This is a genomic window from Pseudomonas cichorii, assembly GCF_015471405.1.
In the GTDB taxonomy this organism is placed as follows: domain Bacteria; phylum Pseudomonadota; class Gammaproteobacteria; order Pseudomonadales; family Pseudomonadaceae; genus Aquipseudomonas; species Aquipseudomonas serbiensis.
Map to the genome: position 1 here is coordinate 173370 of NZ_BLVZ01000008.1, position 15915 is coordinate 189284.

13 protein-coding genes are annotated in these 15915 nt (G+C 58.9%); 8 read left to right on the forward strand and 5 right to left on the reverse strand.

Annotation, left to right across the window (positions count from 1 at the left end; genetic code table 11):
• Window positions 1-343: 343 nt before the first annotated feature.
• From JL015_RS14425 to JL015_RS14460, 8 genes are all read left to right on the forward strand, one after another.
• Window positions 344-1516 (forward strand): SfnB family sulfur acquisition oxidoreductase, encoded by a 1173-nt coding sequence (locus JL015_RS14425; RefSeq protein ID WP_236250221.1) that lies wholly within the window; start codon window positions 344-346, stop codon window positions 1514-1516.
• Between the two features lie 24 nt (window positions 1517-1540).
• Window positions 1541-2734, forward strand: coding sequence for an SfnB family sulfur acquisition oxidoreductase (locus JL015_RS14430; protein WP_201018914.1), 1194 nt, complete (start codon window positions 1541-1543; stop codon window positions 2732-2734).
• Complete coding sequence (locus JL015_RS14435) at window positions 2734-4095, forward strand: LLM class flavin-dependent oxidoreductase (protein WP_201018915.1); 1362 nt, start codon at window positions 2734-2736, stop codon at window positions 4093-4095. The genes JL015_RS14430 and JL015_RS14435 overlap by 1 nt, the downstream gene beginning before the upstream one ends.
• A gap of 92 nt (window positions 4096-4187) precedes the next feature.
• Window positions 4188-4976, forward strand: a complete 789-nt coding sequence (locus JL015_RS14440; protein ID WP_198724076.1) for a MetQ/NlpA family ABC transporter substrate-binding protein — start codon at window positions 4188-4190, stop codon at window positions 4974-4976.
• Window position 4977: 1 nt separating this feature from the next.
• Window positions 4978-6099 (forward strand): methionine ABC transporter ATP-binding protein, encoded by a 1122-nt coding sequence (locus JL015_RS14445; RefSeq protein WP_201018916.1) that lies wholly within the window; start codon window positions 4978-4980, stop codon window positions 6097-6099.
• Window positions 6089-6733, forward strand: a complete 645-nt coding sequence (locus JL015_RS14450; RefSeq protein ID WP_201018917.1) for a methionine ABC transporter permease — start codon at window positions 6089-6091, stop codon at window positions 6731-6733. The genes JL015_RS14445 and JL015_RS14450 overlap by 11 nt, the downstream gene beginning before the upstream one ends.
• A 64-nt stretch (window positions 6734-6797) precedes the next feature.
• On the forward strand, window positions 6798-7424 hold the full coding sequence (locus JL015_RS14455; RefSeq protein ID WP_201018918.1) for a class I SAM-dependent methyltransferase: 627 nt from the start codon (window positions 6798-6800) through the stop codon (window positions 7422-7424).
• A gap of 167 nt (window positions 7425-7591) precedes the next feature.
• A complete protein-coding gene (locus tag JL015_RS14460) occupies window positions 7592-8059 on the forward strand; it encodes a hypothetical protein (RefSeq protein ID WP_201018919.1) in 468 nt (155 codons plus the stop codon).
• A 176-nt stretch (window positions 8060-8235) separates the two neighbouring features.
• On the opposite strand, the gene JL015_RS14465 is transcribed toward JL015_RS14460, so the two are convergent.
• The 5 genes from JL015_RS14465 to JL015_RS14485 all read right to left on the reverse strand — a co-directional run bounded on the left by JL015_RS14465 (window position 8236) and on the right by JL015_RS14485 (window position 15785).
• Entirely contained in the window at window positions 8236-11277 is a 3042-nt protein-coding gene (locus JL015_RS14465; protein WP_201018920.1) for an efflux RND transporter permease subunit, read from the reverse strand.
• On the reverse strand, window positions 11274-12344 hold the full coding sequence (locus JL015_RS14470) for an efflux RND transporter periplasmic adaptor subunit (RefSeq protein ID WP_201018921.1): 1071 nt from the start codon (window positions 12342-12344) through the stop codon (window positions 11274-11276). Before JL015_RS14470 ends, JL015_RS14465 begins: the two co-directional genes overlap by 4 nt.
• Window positions 12341-13459, reverse strand: a complete 1119-nt coding sequence (locus JL015_RS14475) for an efflux RND transporter periplasmic adaptor subunit (protein WP_201018922.1) — start codon at window positions 13457-13459, stop codon at window positions 12341-12343. Before JL015_RS14475 ends, JL015_RS14470 begins: the two co-directional genes overlap by 4 nt.
• A gap of 122 nt (window positions 13460-13581) precedes the next feature.
• Window positions 13582-14823 (reverse strand): RHS repeat-associated core domain-containing protein, encoded by a 1242-nt coding sequence (locus tag JL015_RS14480; protein ID WP_201018923.1) that lies wholly within the window; start codon window positions 14821-14823, stop codon window positions 13582-13584.
• A gap of 17 nt (window positions 14824-14840) precedes the next feature.
• On the reverse strand, window positions 14841-15785 hold the full coding sequence (locus JL015_RS14485) for an RHS repeat-associated core domain-containing protein (protein ID WP_201018924.1): 945 nt from the start codon (window positions 15783-15785) through the stop codon (window positions 14841-14843).
• Window positions 15786-15915: the final 130 nt, after the last annotated feature.

Here is a 15915-nt window from a genome sequence, read left to right on the forward strand (position 1 = left end):
ACATGGAGTAATATTTCCACATGGCCTGACTGACAAGTCAGTACTTGTGACGCCACCCAAGGGGTCAGCCAGCGCCTTCTGAATCGCCAACATTTGCCATCTATGCTTATTCCAAAAAGCACGTTTTAAAAAAATTGATACAAGATTAGGGTATATAAACCGGACCACCGGACATCGTGATGTTTTCTTGCTGCCCCTTGGGCGGCGCCCCCGTAACGAGGTTCCGATGGTTTCTTTCACAATTACCCCCGTGGATAACACCAGGGCATTACCTAAAAACACTGCCCAGCACACCTCGGCTCCACAAGAGCCAGATGTTGCGCCCTTGCTACTACCGGCCAAGGTGTTGCACAACGACGCCCAGGCCATTGCCGCCGCCCATGAGCTGGCAGGCATCGCACGCCTGAATGCAGCCAGAAGGGATCAGGAACGCAGGCTGCCCTGGTCGGAAATCGAGCAGTTCACCCGTAACGGGCTGGGCAGCATTTCCGTTCCCAAGGCTTATGGCGGCCCGCAGGTTTCCTTCGTGACCATTGCCGAAGTATTCCGGATCATCTCGGCCGCCGACCCTGCACTCGGGCAGATCCCGCAGAACCAGTTCGGCATCCTTCATCTGCTGCAGGACGGTGCCAACGAACAGCAAAAGAAGTCCCTGTTTCAAAGCGTCCTCGATGGCTGGCGCATCGGCAATGCCGGGCCCGAGCGGGGTACGAAAAACACGCTGGAACTCAAGGCACGCATCACTGCCGACGGCGACCGTTTTGTCATCAATGGCCAGAAGTTCTATTCCACTGGCGCCCTGTTCGCCCACTGGGTAGCGGTCAAGGCCCTGGACGACGAAGGACGGCAGGTCATGGCCTTCGTGAAACGCGGCGCGCCGGGCCTGAGCATCGTCGATGACTGGTCAGGCTTCGGCCAGCGCACCACGGCCAGTGGCACGGTATTGCTCAATAACGTACCGGTGGAAGCCGAGCACGTGGTCGACAACTGGCGCCTGGCGCTGACTCCGAATATTCAGGGCGCCGTCTCACAACTGATTCAAGCTGCCATTGATGCAGGTATCGCTCGCGAGGCCATCGACGAGGCCATCACCTTTGTGCGCGAGCGTGCTCGTCCATGGGTCGATGCCAACGTCGAGCGAGCCAGTGACGACCCTTATGTCATCGCTGATATCGGCAAGCTGAAACTCGACCTGCATGCCGCCGAAGCCCTCTTGCGCAAGGCAGCCCAGACCCTCGACGAAGTGAATGCTGCGCCAATCGACGAAGATTCCGCAGCCCGCGCCTCCATTGCAGTGGCCCGCGCCAAGGTACTGACCACGGAAATCTCGTTGCTCGCCAGTGAAAAGCTGTTCGAGCTGGCTGGCAGCCGCGCCACCCTGGCGCAGTTCAATCTCGACCGCCACTGGCGCAATGCCCGCGTCCACACCCTCCATGACCCGGTGCGCTGGAAATACTATGCCGTCGGCGCCTGGCATCTGAACGGCACCCTGCCCGCACGCCACTCCTGGATTTGAACCAGACAACTGGAGAACATCGTTATGAGCTTCACTCCACCCCCTGTCGTGATCACCAGTGACGCGCAGGCCCTGCAAGTGGCCAGCGAACTGGCGCAGATATTCACCACCGACAGTGCCCTGCGTGACCGCGAACGCCGTCTGCCGAACCCCGAACTCGACCTGTTCAGCCAGTCCGGCCTGTGGGGTATCAGTGTGCCAAAAGCCTTTGGTGGCGCGGGCGTGTCCAATGTCACCCTGGCCAAGGTCGTACAGATAATCGCCCAGGCTGACGGCTCGCTGGGGCAGATCCCGCAGAACCACTTCTACGCCCTTGAAGTGCTGCGCGTGAATGGCAGCGAACGGCAACAGGCACGCCTGTATGCCGAAGTGCTGGCCGGGAAACGCTTCGGCAATGCTCTGGCAGAACTGGGCACCAAAACCGCCAGCGAGCGCACCACACGTCTGGAGCGTGATGGCGACGGTTATCGCATCAACGGTCGCAAGTTCTACGCCACCGGAGCGCTGTACGCACAGCGGATTCCGACCTCAGTCATTGACGACCAAGGCATTCAGCAACTGGCTTTCGTTTCTCACGACAGCGCCGGTCTTGAAGTGATCGACGACTGGAGCGGCTTCGGCCAGCGCACCACCGGCAGCGGTTCGGTGGTGTTTGAAAATGTGTATGTCAGCGCCGAGGATGTCATCCCGTTCCAGAGCGCTTTCGAGCGCCCGACCACAGTCGGCCCGCTGGCGCAGATTCTCCATGCGGCCATCGATACCGGCATTGCCCGTGCAGCCTTTGAGGACGCGCTGGCATTCGTGCGCACTCGCACACGCCCGTGGAGCGACTCCGGCCTGGAAAAAGCCGTGGACGACCCATTGACCCTGCACAGCTTCGGCAAGCTGGGCATCCGCCTGCATGCAGCCGAAGCCTTGCTCGAACGGGCTGGCGAGTATCTGGACACAGCCCAGGCCGACAGCAACGACCAGACCCTGGCCGCTGCATCCATCGCCGTAGCCGAGGCCCGTGCCATCAGCACGGAAATTTCTCTGGAAGCAGGAAGCAGACTGTTTGAACTGGCCGGCAGCCAGTCGACGCTGGCCGAACACGGGCTGGACCGTCACTGGCGCAATGCCCGCGTACATACCCTGCATGATCCGGTGCGCTGGAAGTATCACGCCATCGGTAATTACTACCTCAATGAGATCAACCCTCCACGCCGGGGGACCATCTGATGGCCAAGAAGAAAATCCTGCTCAATGCGTTCAACATGAACTGCATCGGCCATATCAACCATGGGCTGTGGACACATCCACGGGACAACTCCACCCAGTACAAGACCCTCGAATACTGGACCGAGCTGGCACAACTGCTGGAGCGCGGCCTGTTCGACGGGCTGTTCATCGCCGATATCGTCGGCGTATACGACGTGTATCAGAACTCGGTCGACGTCACCCTCAAGGAGTCGATCCAGTTACCGGTCAACGACCCGTTGCTGCTGGTGTCGGCCATGGCAGCAGTCACCAGAAACCTGGGCTTCGGCCTCACTGCCAACCTGACCTATGAAACGCCTTATCTGTTCGCGCGACGCATGTCGACGCTGGACCACCTGAGCCGTGGCCGGGTGGGATGGAATATTGTCACCGGCTATCTCGACAGCGCGGCCAGAGCCATGGGCCTGACCGAGCAGGTCGAACATGACCGCCGCTACGATCAGGCCGACGAATACCTGGAAGTGTTGTACAAGCTCTGGGAAGGCAGTTGGGAGGACGGCGCGGTCATCAATGATCGCGAACAGCGCATCTATGCCCGGCCAGAGAAGGTCCACAAGGTTCGGCACAAGGGCGAGTTCTATCAGGTGGAGGGTTATCACCTCTGCGAACCGTCACCGCAACGAACGCCGGTACTGTTTCAGGCTGGCAGCTCGGAACGAGGCTTGCAGTTCGCCGGACAGAATGCCGAATGCGTATTCATCAGCGGCCAGAACAAGGCCGCGACACGTGAGCAAGTGGACAAGGTCCGCGCCAGCGCCGTAGCCGCCGGACGCAACCCCGACAGCATCAAGGTGTTCATGGGCCTGAACGTGATTGTCGGAGCCACCGAAGCCATTGCCCGGGAGAAATACGCCGAATACCGCAGCTACGCCAGTGCCGAAGCCGGCGTGGCACATTTCGCGGCCTCAACCGGCATCGACTTCGCCGAGTACGAACTGGACGAGCCTATTCAGTATGTGAAAAGCAACGCCATCCAGTCCGCGACGAAAAACCTCAAGAACAACGACTGGACCCGCCAGCGCCTGCTCGACCAGCACGCCTTGGGCGGCCGCTATATCACCTTGGTCGGCTCGCCTGAACAGGTCGCGGACGAACTGGAATCCTGGATCGAGGAAACCGGTCTGGACGGCTTCAACCTGACCCGCATCGTCACCCCGGAAAGCTATGTGGACTTCATCGACCTGGTGATCCCCGAACTGCAACGCCGTGGCTCGTACAAGACCGCTTATGAAGACGGCAGCCTGCGCAAGAAGCTGTTTCCCGAAGGCAATGCACACCTGCCAGACAACCATGCCGGATCAAGACACCGACTTCGCGACTGAAGTCGCTCCTACACAATCCCCGTAGGAGCGAATTCATTCGCGAAAAGGCTAACCACACGCTCCCCAAATTTTTCAAAACAACGGACAACACCATGAAAAAACCTTTTATCGCACTGGCCCTGAGCCTGTTGACCCTCACCGCTCACGCCGCTGATGCGCCGTTGAAAGTCGGCACCACCGCCGCTTTCGCCATCCCGCTGGAAGCTGCTGTAGAAGAAGCCGCCAAGCAAGGCCTGAAGGTCGAACTGGTGGAGTTCACCGACTGGATCGCCCCCAACGTCACCCTCGCGGCCGGTGATATCGATGTGAACTACTTCCAGCACATCCCGTTCCTGACCAACGCCAACGAGGCCGCCGGTTACAACCTGGTGTCCTATGCGCCGGGCATCATCAATAACGTCGGGCTGTACTCCAAGAAGTACAAAAGCTTCGATGAACTGCCCACCGGTGCCACCGTGGCCATCGCCAACGACCCGATCAACAGCGGTCGTGGCCTGCAACTGCTGGCCAAGGCTGGCCTGATCACCCTCAAGCAAGGCGTGGGCTACAAAGCCACCGAAGAAGACATCACCGCCAACCCGAAGAAGATCAAGATCATTCAGGTCGAAGCCGTGCAACTGGTTCGCGCCTACGATGATGCCGATCTGGTCCAGGGCTACCCGGCCTATATTCGCCTGGCCAAGACCTTCCCGGCCGACTCGGCCATTCTGTTCGACGGCCTGGATCACCCGGAATACGTGATTCAGTTCGTGATCAAGCCTGAGCGCAAGGACGATCCGCGCCTGGCAAAGTTCGTCGATATCTATCAGCACTCCCCGGTGGTGCGCGCCTCTCTGGACAAGGTCAACGGCAAGCTCTACCAGCCGGGCTGGAAGGAATGACATGAACGCACTCGCGCAACGGCAACAGCCGACCGCTCCCGGACATTCGGCCAGCAAGGCCGAATTGCACCCGGACCTGAATCACGCCCATGTGCGCTTCAGCAACCTGGGCAAGACCTACCACGGCCAGCAAGGCCCGGTGCAAGCGCTGAGCAACATCGAACTGGCAATCCAGAAAGGTGAAATCTTCGGCATCATCGGGCGCAGCGGTGCAGGCAAGTCATCGCTGATCCGCACCATCAACCGCCTGGAACAACCCAGCAGCGGCCGGGTGCTGATCGATCAGGTGGACATTGGTGAATTCAATGAAGACAAGCTGGTAGAACTGCGCCGACGCATCGGCATGATCTTCCAGCACTTCAACCTGATGTCGGCCAAGACCGTGTGGCAGAACGTCGAGCTGCCACTCAAGGTCGCAGGCGTTCCCAAAGAGCAACGCCAGCGCAAGGTCACTGAATTGCTGGAGCTGGTTGGCTTGCAGGACAAGCATAAGTCTTACCCGGCTCAGCTCTCCGGCGGGCAGAAACAGCGTGTCGGTATTGCCCGGGCGCTGGTACACGATCCGGCCATCCTGCTGTGCGACGAAGCGACCTCGGCGCTGGACCCGGAAACCACTCAATCGATCCTGGGCCTGCTGCGCGAGATCAACCAGCGCCTGGGCCTGACCATCGTGCTGATCACCCACGAGATGTCGGTGATCCGTGATATCTGCAACCGTGTGGTGGTGCTTGAAAAAGGCCAGGTGGTCGAGCAAGGCCCGGTGTGGCAAGTGTTTGGCAACCCGCAGCATGAGGTGAGCAAGACCTTGCTCGCGCCCCTGCAACTCGGCTTGCCGAAAGCCTTGCTGGAGCGCCTGGCACCGCAACCGGCTCACCCGGACGCCGCGTTGCTGCTGGATCTGAGCTTTACCGGCGTCAGTGCCGAAGAGCCGGACCTGGCTGCATTGTTCACAGCCCTCGGTGGTCAGGTGAAGTTATTGCAAGGTGGCGTGGAGCGTATTCAGGAGCGTGCCGTCGGGCATCTGATCCTGTCGATTACCCGTTCGCCACACAGTCGAGACGAATTGCTGGCTCGCGCACGTCAACATGCGCCCCAAGCGGAGGTACTGGGTTATGTGGGTTGATCGTTTGCTGCAAGGCGTGCTCGATACCTTTATGATGGTCGGCGTATCCTCATTCGTAGCCCTGCTGCTGGGCATTCCGATGGCGGTGATTCTGGTTACCAGCTCCAAGGGCGGCATCTACGAAGCACCGGTACTGAATCAGGTGCTGGGCGCCTTCGTTAACCTGTTTCGCTCGATCCCGTTCCTGATCCTGATGGTCGCGCTGATCCCGTTCACCCGCCTGATCGTCGGCACCAGTTATGGTGTCTGGGCGGCCGTGGTGCCGCTGACCATTGCAGCAACCCCCTTCTTCGCCCGCATTGCCGAAGTCAGCCTGCGCGAGGTCGATCATGGCCTGATCGAGGCCGCACAAGCCATGGGCTGCCGCCGCTGGCATATCGTCTGGCACGTGCTGCTGCCTGAGGCGTTGCCGGGAATCGTCGGTGGCTTCACCATCACTATCGTCACGATGATCAACTCATCAGCCATGGCAGGTGCCATCGGTGCCGGCGGGCTGGGCGATATCGCCTACCGCTACGGTTATCAGCGCTTCGACACACAGATCATGCTGACCGTGATCGTATTGCTGGTGGTGCTGGTTGCCGCCATTCAACTGGGTGGCGACCGGCTGGCGCGGGTTCTGAACAAACGCTGAGTAATTGCTTCGCACCGGGCTGGAGGTATATTGACGACCTCCATTGCCCGGACAACCGCTCGCCATGAAGCTCGACGCCCAAGACCTCGCCCAAATCACCGCCATTACCGTCGGCCATTACAACCAGGTGGCCGAAGACTTCCGTGATGGCACCCGCGATCACGACGTCAGCCAGAATATTGCCGCTCTCTTGCGACATATCCAGGCGCCGACGCCCTGGCAGATTCTGGACTTTGGCTGCGGACCGGGCCGTGACCTGAAAACCTTCAGCGCCATGGGGCACATTGCCGTCGGCCTGGACGGCAGCGAACGTTTCGCGCAAATGGCTCGCGCTGACAGTGGATGCGAAGTGCTGCAACAGAACTTCCTGGAGCTGGACCTCCCCGCCGCTCGCTTCGACGGCATATTTGCCAATGCAGTGCTGTTTCATGTGCCCCGCCAGGAGTTGCCCAAAGTCCTGCGTCAATTGCACGCCACGCTCAAGCCGGGCGGCGTGCTGTTCAGCTCCAATCCAAGAGGCCAGAACCAGGAAGGCTGGAAAGGCGAGCGCTATGGCTCATATCACGATCTGGAATCATGGCGCGAACTGCTGAACGAGGCGGGTTTCGTGGAGCTTGAGCATTACTACCGTCCGACCGGCTTGCCAATGGAACAGCAGCCCTGGCTGGCGAGTGTCTGGCGTCGTCCTTGAGCACGCCATCGACTTGACGAAAGCATTCAACTCCTATTGCGTGCCTTGCGTGACTGGCATTTTTGTCAGTATCAGCGCAGCAGCACGGCGCTTGGGATGGGCTCCACAAGCAGGTGCGCGCACCTTAATGATTTGGGCCCGAATGTTAATCGATCAAGGAGATGATCATGGCGACGCAATATATTCAGAACGGCAATTTCAAAGACGATTTCAACTATTGGAAAGGGCCAGTGGGTTTTGACCCCGGCCTTGAGCGTTACGGCTTCGGACAAAGCATCCTGTTACCGGTTGCGACCAATATCAGCCAGGCCCTGCCGGACTTGCCGGGTAAGGCCCTGCTTATCGAGTTTGACGCACTCAGCGCAGATGCAGCCGTGGAGGACGCCTCGTTTGTGGTCAGTGTCGGAGGCTTCAGGGCTGACGGTGTAATAATGGTTTCGCCTGTCACCGGCATGGCGACAGCGGACTGGCAGCGTTTCTCGGTCAACATGTATTTCGAGGACGATCTGACTTCCTGCTTCCTGAACGTATCGACCCCTCGCCCGGCCATATCCGCCAGCTCTCCAGGCGTCAGCCAGACCATGAGCCCTGTGCGGTTTGGCGACTTCAGCCTGGTTGAAAGCGATATCGGCTGACGCGGGACAAGCCGTGGGAGTATTGCTGACCAGTTAAGGTCATAAATCACTTTGTGGGATGCAGCTTGCTGGCGACTTCACGTACAGACACAGAATATCTGCCGGTTTTCAGGCCTTTTTCGCCAGCAAGCTGCCTCCTACAAGTTTGTGTATTGCCTTGACTGATCGGCATTAATCTACGCGGGCTCCTTGATCCGGTACCAGGCCACATACAGGGCTGGCAGGAACAAGAGGGTCAGCAAGGTGGCGATGATGATGCCGCCGATCATCGCGTAGGCCATCGGCCCCCAGAACACTTCACGTGCGATGGGGATCATGCCCAGGCTGGCCGCAGCCGCCGTGAGCAGGATCGGCCGGCGGCGGTGCTCGGTGGCCTCGACCACCGCATTCCATGGCGAGTAGCCGCTTTGCTCGTAGGCATCGATCTGGGTCACCAGAATCACCGAGTTGCGGATGATGATACCGATCAGCGCCAGCACACCCAGAATCGCGACAAAGCCCAATGGCGTTCCGGTCGGGATAAGCGCCAGCACCACGCCGATCAACCCCAGCGGCGCGACACTGGCCACCAGAAACATCTTCTGAACGCTGTGCAACTGGATCATCAAAAAGGTCGCCATCAGGAACAGCATCAACGGCACGACACTGGCAATCGGCCCTTGAGCCTTGCTGCTTTCTTCCACCGTCCCGCCGGTCGCCACCTTGTAGCCCACAGGCAATGCGGAGGCGAACTTGTCGATTTCCGGCTTCAGTTGATTGACCAGGTCAGTCGGCTGAATCTCGTCGCGCACCGCACCTTTCACGGTGATGGTCGGCTTGCGGTCACGCCGCCAGACCAGTGGCTGCTCCAGCTCGTAACCCACCGTGGCAAAGGCCAGCAGCGGAATCGAGGTTCCGGCAGGCGTGACAATCTGCAGGTTTTGCAGGGTTTCCGGCGTGCCGCGCTCGGCGTCCTCGGCACGTCCTACCACGTTGATCAGGTAGATATCGTCGCGCACCTGAGTCACCGAAGAGCCGCTGACCACGCTGTTCATCAGTTGAGCAACGTCTTCGGAGGACAACCCCAACTGCCGCGCCTTGTCCTGATTGATATCGATGCGCAGCACCTTGCCCGGCTCGTTCCAGTCGTAGATCACTTCACCGACATGAGGGTTCTTGCCAAGCAGCGTGGCCAGTTCGATGGCGTGCTGGCGAACCTTGTCGATGTTCTCGCCACTGACGCGATATTGCAGCGGACGCCCGACCGGCGGCCCCATTTCCAGCGGCTGCACGTAGGAGCCGATACCGACATATTCATCGCGCAGGCGCTTTTGCAGGCGTGCAGTCAGGGCACCACGCTCCTCCAGCCCTTTGCTGACAATGACCAACTGGGCGTAGAACGGGTTTTCCAGTTGCTGATCCAGCGGCAGATAGAAACGCACCGCGCCCTGGCCGATGTAGGTGCTCCAGCGCTCGATATCGGGATCGTCCTTGAGGCTGGCCTCAAACCGGTCCACCACTCTGCGCGTCTCGTTGATCGAGGCATTCTGCGGCAGGTTCAGGTCGACCAGAATCTCAGGTCGGTCCGATGACGGAAAGAACTGGTTCTGCACGAACTGCATCGAAAACAGCGACGACGCAAACAACAGCAGCGTAATGCCAATCGCCAGCCAGCGATGACGCATGGCCCACAGCATGCTGCTGTTGAACGCCCGCCCCACGCGCCCCGGCTCTTCGGACTTGGGTTTGATGTTGCTGCTCAGAATATGCACGCCGATAACCGGCGCAAACAGCACGGCCACGATCCACGACACCAGCATCGCTACGGCAATCACGGCAAACAGCGTGAAGGTATATTCCCCCGCTGAGCTGTTGTTCAGGCCAATGGGCACGAAACCGGCCACCGTCACCAGCGTACCGGTCAGCATCGGGAACGCCGTCGAGGTGTAGGCATAAGTCGCCGCCTGCTCCTTGGTTTCCCCCATTTCCAGCCGTGTGACCATCATTTCCACGGTAATCATGGCGTCGTCCACCAACAGCCCGAGGGCGATGATCAACGCCCCGAGAGAAATACGCTGCATGGTGATGCCGCTGTACTCCATGAACACGAACACCATGGCCAGCACCAGCGGGATGGAACAGGCCACCACCAGACCGGCGCGCACTCCAAGGCTGACAAAACTGACCACCATCACAATGATCACGGCCTCGAACAACGCACTGGTGAAACCGTCCACCGCCTTGTCCACCACTTCGGCCTGATCCGACACCTTATGCACACCGACACCCACCGGCAGTTCAGCGGTGGAGATGTCCATTCGATCATGCAACGCCTTGCCGAACTCCTGAATGTTGCCGCCCTTCTGCATGGCGATGGACAGGCCGATGGCGGGTTTGCCGTTATAACGGAACAGCGGTTTGGGCGGGTCGGTGTAGCCTCGGGTGATTTCGGCGATATCGCTCAGGCGGTAGAAACGATCATTGAGCCGCAGATTGACCGCCGCCAGATCTTTCTCCGAAGCGAACTGCCCGGAGGTGCGCACGGAAATCCGCTCCGGCCCGGCTTCGATCACGCCCGCAGGCGTCACCGCATTCTGGGATTGCAGGCTTTGCACCACCTGACGCTGATCCAGCCCGAGGGCCGCCAGCTTGCGGGTGGAGAAGTTCAGGTACAACACTTCATCCTGCTGGCCAATCATCTCCACCTTGCCAAGGCCTGGGACTTCGCGGATGTCGGCGCGAACCTTCTCGACATAATCGCGCAACTGACGCATCGAGAAACCATCGGCGGTAAAGGCATAGATCGAACCGAACACATCACCGAACTCGTCGTTGAACGCTGGCCCTTGCAAGCCTTGGGGGAACTGCCCGCGAATGTCGTCGATCTTCTTGCGCACCTGATACCAGATCTGCGGTATCTCTTTGGCATTCGTGGTGTCGCGCAGGTACACGAAAACCGTGGACTCGCCCGGCCGGGTGTAGCTTTTCACGTAGTCCAGGGAATCCAGCTCTTCGAGTTTCTTCTCGATGCGGTCGGTCACCTGTTTCAGGGTTTCATCCACCGTCGCACCGGGCCAGCGGGTCTGGATGACCATGGTCTTGATCGTGAAGGACGGGTCTTCTTCACGCCCCAGCTTCATGTAGGAAAACACGCCCATCAACAGGGCGACGAACATCAGGTACCAGACAAACGACTGATGCTTGATGGCCCACTCGGACAGATTGAAGCTTCCTTTCATCGTGGGCTTTCCTCATCGACTTTGACTTTCTGCCCCGGCTTGAGGCTGTTGACGCCCGCACTGACCACCTTCTCACCGGCATTGACCCCGCCTGCCAGCAGGAAGCTGTCGTCCTCACGACTGACGACATTCACTGCTCTGGGGTTTACCGTCTGGTTTTGTGAGTCGACGATCCAGACTTGAGTTTTGCCGTCGGTTTCCTGCAAGGCATTGATGGGCAAGCGTATGCGCGGTGCGATGGTCGAGCTGAGGGTCACGCTGATCGCGGTGCCAAGCCGAAATGCCTGTGGCGTTTCAGTCAGAGACAATCGCGCCCGGCGCGTGCGAGTCGAGCGGTCGGGTTGCGGCTCGATTTCCCGCAGCGTGGCCGTGGTATTCACCTGAGGGTCAAGCTGGCTGGCCACGGTGAACACCACATCGACAGGCAACTGATCGGCCAGCGAAGCAGGAAGGTCGATCACGGCTTCCTTGATATCGGGTCGCGCCAGAGTCACGACTTCCTGCCCGGCAGTGACCACCTGTCCAGCTTCGACTCTCCACTCGGTCACCACGGCATCGTCGTCACTGCGCAATTCGCTGTAACTCAACTGATCGCGGGCCTGCTGCGCTGCCGCCCTGGCCTGATCCAGTGACGAGCGCGTGGTTTTCAGCTCGGTCAGGGCATTGTCCAGTTGCGCCTGCGCACCGACGCCACGGTCGAACAATTCCTGCTGACGGCGGGCATTGGCCTGGGCATTGATCCACTGCGCCTCGATACGGGCCAGATCGCCCTGGCGAGCGCGCACGTTATTCTGCTGATCGGTCGGGTCGAGGGTCGCGAGCAGGTCGCCTTTCTTCACTTCACTGCCCACGTCCACATCGCGGCGGGCAATCCGACCCGGCACCCGAAAGCCCAACACACTCTGGTAACGCGCCTGAATATTGCCGGCGAAACGTCCGAACTCCAGTTGCGAATCAGGCCGCGCCTCGACAAAGACCACCGGCCGTACCGGTTCGGGCGGTGTTTCATCCTTGCCGCAACCACTCAACAACAGACCGCCCAACAACAGGCAAGACAGACGCTTCATGGTTGCACCTGAGCATTGTGCTGCTGTGGTTGATCTGCGATTTCGACCTGCATGTCCGGGTGCAATAACTGTCCACCAGCGACCACGACTTTCTCTCCACTTTTCAGCCCGTCACCGATGATGACTTTGGAGGTCAGGTAACGAGCGACCTGAACCTTGCGCAGATTGACCTTGCCCTGTTCGTCCACCACCCAGACGGCGGGCTTGCCCAAGTGCTCGCCAAGGTCCTTGGTCAGGGCCGACCACGGCAGCTCGACGCTGGCATTGGCCGGTGCGCTCAAGGCCACACTGACTACAGAGCCCAGGTCCATGCCCTCGGGCAATGGATCAAGCGCGACCTTGACCTGCAAGGTGCCGGTTTGTGCCGAGACCGCCGGAGTCACTTCTCGCACCTTGCCGCTGACCTTGATCGCCGGGTTTTCGAGCAGGGTCACTTGCACGGGATGGTCAGTCGGAGGCTGAACGAACAGCGATTCGTAAACGTTGAACACCGCATCGCGCTCGCCATCACGGGCCAGATCGAAGATCGGCACAGTCGCCTGCACCACTTGCCCGACCTCGGCCTGACGTGCCGTGATCACACCCGACGTATCGGCGACCAGTGCGGTGTAACTCAACTGCTCACGGGCATTGGCCAGTTGCGCCTGCGCGGCTTTCAACGCGCTCTCGCTGCCGCGCAATGCGGCTTGGGCAGAATCGTATTCGCTGCGGCTGGTGTAACCCTTGGGCAGCAACTTTTGCTGACGCACGAAAGCGGCACTGGCCTGGGTGACACGCGCCTGCTCGGCGGCCACCGACGCGAGGGCCGAATCGACATTGATCTGAAGATCCTTGGGGTCGAGTCGGGCTAGAACCTGTCTGGCCGTCACACGATCACCGACATCCACATTGCGCTCAATGATCTTGCCATTGACCCGAAACGAAAGCCGGGTCTGCACCCGTGCCTGGATATCACCGGTCAGGGCAACGCTGGCAGCAAAGTCAGCGGTTTTAACCGTCTGAACATAAACCCGCGGCAGATCGGGTGCTGCCGGCTTTTCCTGGCCGCAGCCAGCCAGTAACGTCATGGCCGTGGCAAGGCCGAGCATAACCAGTCCAGAAGAACGAGCAGGCATGCAGACTCCTTTTACGGCTGCCAGATGCGAGATTGATATCACGAGAGAGGAACGTGAACATGCGACTGCGCGCAGGCGGGAGGGTTCCTTGAGGGGGGATGTCTTGAGGCATGATTGATGACTCACTTCAAACGTTCACGCATCAATCTTTGTCGCTCTCGAGCCGCCTCAAACCAATGATGTCTCGCGCTTATTTCCTCTAGACCTGTATACCCATCAACATTGGTAATATGCGGAATTTCACGGGGGTCTATGCCTGTTTTAATAAGCTGTGCCGGTGTCGTACCGGGAGCATTTCCAGACGCAATATCCCGGGCGGTACGAATCAGATTGGCTCTTCCCTCCAAAGCCGAAGCGCTTTTGATGCCATCGAGCATCTGATCAATAGGCTTCAATGAGCCGTTCACAACCGCATTGATTCTTCTTGATGCCATGCTAAGCGCCAATAAGTCATTGGCAGATAGCATCCTGACTATTCGCTCAGTGACATGAGGCACGCCCTCAAAAACCTGAAAATCCCCTAAACCACTCATCTGTTTTGCTGCATTGATGGCACCCTTACCACTCAATCCATGCGCAAAGCTTCCTGCAAGTCTGTTCGCTATTGACTGAAATCCTGCAGCCGCCCCAAACCCTATTGAGGCAATACCTAACCCGCCCCCTATCAGGCCTAGTACAGAACTGGTCTCTGGGCTCATTTTTTCGGTGACAATCTGCGCAACACCGGCTACCCCCGAGGCAATGCCTGTCGCCACCCCTGCAACCGCCAAAAGAGTGGCTGCACCAAAGGTTGCAATGCTTGCCATGACTCCAAATATACTTAAACCCAAGCCATGACCGGCCTGCCAAGAAAAATGCCCTGAGGGATCAATACGGTTGACCGGATCGCCCAGGCAATAGCCATACGGATTCAAGCCGCCCCCCGAAAAAGGGCTCAGACTGTCAGGGCTGTTGAAACGCATCAGTACTGGGTTGTAGGCACGATAACCGTTACCCAACAGATAATGGCCCGTCACAGAATCGGGCTGCTCTCCATTGAAACCTGGCAAGCCTCCAAACAAAGCGGTCTCACGATGGCCGTAAGGCGAATAAGCAATGTCGGCTTGCCGGCTGCCTGTCGTTGCATATAAGACACTCTCTTGCCTATCACCTGCAATCAGGGTACTGGAGGTCCCGTTGCCATCACTCCTGTACTGTGCCAACAGATGTTTTTCAGCCCGAAAAAACGATAGAGAACTGTCAACGTGCAACTCTGTTACTAACTGTTCACGACGGTAGAAACGTCTGAAGTAGCCCTGCTCAAGTGGAGTAAAAGAAGCCACGCGGTCTAATGGATCGTAGGTATATTTGCAGAGAATTGCCATGGCATCATTTATTATCCTTAGCTCCGAATAACTGCAGCTGGACTTAACGCCCTGGGCATCTCGTCCAATTCGATGGGGGCGCTACTGAGTAGCTTCGGTGCTACCGCCCTCTGCAGATTCACCAGATTCTCTGGATTTCTCGCCGCGATCACCGTACCAACCCGTGTGCTGGCAGCAACGACACCAATCGCCAGAGCGGCCCATCCCATGGGCTCCAGCAACGGAGAATCGGGGGCGACTTCAGCCACGATTTGCCGGGTTACACCAAGTACACCACCTGCCACCGCACTCGTCCCGGTAATCATGGTGGACAGGCTACCCGCACTGAAAAAACCGGCTTGGGCGGCCTTCACGGATAACAGGAAAGGTAGCGAAGGAAGCAGAGTGGCGGCGGCCGCTGTCAGTGCGGCCACGCTGAGTACTATGCCGACGATGAATTGCCAGGACACATGCCCCGTAGGGTCATAGTGGTTGACCGGATCCCCCAGGCAATAGGCATAAGGATTCACGCCACCCTCGCCAAACGGACTCAGACTGTCAGGATTGTTGAAGCGCATCAGCACCGGGTTATAGGCACGATAGCCTTTGCCCAATAGATAATGGCCAGTGACGGGGTCTGGGCGTTCGCCGTTGAAACCGGGCAGATTCTTGATCGGATCGTGATAACCGTACGGGGTATAGGCGATGGCCGTGCGTTGCCCTGATGTTGTCGTGCCGAGCACACTGCCGGGCTGATCAGTAGCGGCCAGCGTCTTACTGAGAAGCTGGCCTGTTAACGTTTGCAGTGCCAGCAGTTGACTCTCCCGATAGAGAAAACTGCGCTGCTCGTCTCCTTGAATTTCGTTGGCCAGCCTGTCGGCGCTATAGAAAGAGCGAGTAACGGCATCTGCCAGCGGCGTGCGAGTCGCAAGGCGATCCAGAGGGTCGTAGTCATAGCGACACAAGACGATTCCATGAGACATGGCGAGGGACCATTTCGAGCAATATGCGCCCCTCACAATGCCCCCCCACGTGACTGTTGGCTACTCGTAGAAATGACAGTCACGCTCGCGAATGAATGCGCTCCGCTGCAGGACCGAATTCATTCGGGAA

What these genes read in the sequence shown, in the direction of transcription:
- JL015_RS14475 (WP_201018922.1), bottom strand. Translation starts at nt 13,459, where the DNA reads ATGCCTGCTCGTTCTTCTGGACTGGTTATGCTCGGCCTTGCCACGGCC.
- JL015_RS14460 (WP_201018919.1), top strand. Translation starts at nt 7,592, where the DNA reads ATGGCGACGCAATATATTCAGAACGGCAATTTCAAAGACGATTTCAAC.
- JL015_RS14450 (WP_201018917.1), top strand. Translation starts at nt 6,089, where the DNA reads ATGTGGGTTGATCGTTTGCTGCAAGGCGTGCTCGATACCTTTATGATG.
- JL015_RS14480 (WP_201018923.1), bottom strand. Translation starts at nt 14,823, where the DNA reads ATGGCAATTCTCTGCAAATATACCTACGATCCATTAGACCGCGTGGCT.
- JL015_RS14465 (WP_201018920.1), bottom strand. Translation starts at nt 11,277, where the DNA reads ATGAAAGGAAGCTTCAATCTGTCCGAGTGGGCCATCAAGCATCAGTCG.
- JL015_RS14445 (WP_201018916.1), top strand. Translation starts at nt 4,978, where the DNA reads ATGAACGCACTCGCGCAACGGCAACAGCCGACCGCTCCCGGACATTCG.
- JL015_RS14435 (WP_201018915.1), top strand. Translation starts at nt 2,734, where the DNA reads ATGGCCAAGAAGAAAATCCTGCTCAATGCGTTCAACATGAACTGCATC.
- JL015_RS14455 (WP_201018918.1), top strand. Translation starts at nt 6,798, where the DNA reads ATGAAGCTCGACGCCCAAGACCTCGCCCAAATCACCGCCATTACCGTC.
- JL015_RS14440 (WP_198724076.1), top strand. Translation starts at nt 4,188, where the DNA reads ATGAAAAAACCTTTTATCGCACTGGCCCTGAGCCTGTTGACCCTCACC.
- JL015_RS14470 (WP_201018921.1), bottom strand. Translation starts at nt 12,344, where the DNA reads ATGAAGCGTCTGTCTTGCCTGTTGTTGGGCGGTCTGTTGTTGAGTGGT.
- JL015_RS14485 (WP_201018924.1), bottom strand. Translation starts at nt 15,785, where the DNA reads ATGTCTCATGGAATCGTCTTGTGTCGCTATGACTACGACCCTCTGGAT.
- JL015_RS14430 (WP_201018914.1), top strand. Translation starts at nt 1,541, where the DNA reads ATGAGCTTCACTCCACCCCCTGTCGTGATCACCAGTGACGCGCAGGCC.